This window comes from Mesorhizobium sp. M7A.F.Ca.US.014.04.1.1 (assembly GCF_003998745.1).
GTDB classification, from domain to species: domain Bacteria; phylum Pseudomonadota; class Alphaproteobacteria; order Rhizobiales; family Rhizobiaceae; genus Mesorhizobium; species Mesorhizobium ciceri.
Window position 1 is genome coordinate 1 of record NZ_RZRW01001445.1, and the last position, 468, is coordinate 468.

Annotated in this window: 1 protein-coding gene; it reads left to right on the forward strand. The window is 63.0% G+C overall.

The features are described 5' to 3' along the window. Positions 1 to 468: 4-hydroxythreonine-4-phosphate dehydrogenase PdxA (locus EOA22_RS37025; RefSeq protein WP_164756352.1), on the forward strand; the 468-nt coding region annotated here is incomplete at both ends.

The window sequence follows — 468 nt, forward strand, 5'->3', positions numbered from 1 at the left end:
CACCGACATGCTGGCAGAACTCACAGGCGCCCGCGATTCCGTGATGATGCTCGCCCATGGCGATTTTCGCGTCAGCCATGTCTCGACCCATGTAGCGCTGGCCCAGGTTCCGTCGAAACTGACCGAACCTCGGTTGCGGCGGGTTATCCAGCTGACGGTCGAGGCGTTGCGCGGCCTCGGCATTGCCCATCCCCGCATTGCGATCGCCGCGCTCAACCCGCACGCCGGCGAAGGCGGCATTTTCGGCCGTGAGGATATCGACATCACGACCCCGGTCGTCGCCTCCTACACGTCCGCCGATTTTGCGGTGTTTGGGCCTGTTCCGGGCGATACGGTTTTCGTCAAGTTGCGCGCCCGCCAGTATGACGCGGTGGTCGCGATGTATCACGATCAGGGCCATGTCCCGGTGAAACTGCTCGGCTTCAACATCGATCCCGCGACCGGTGAGTGGAAAGCGCTCTCTGGTGT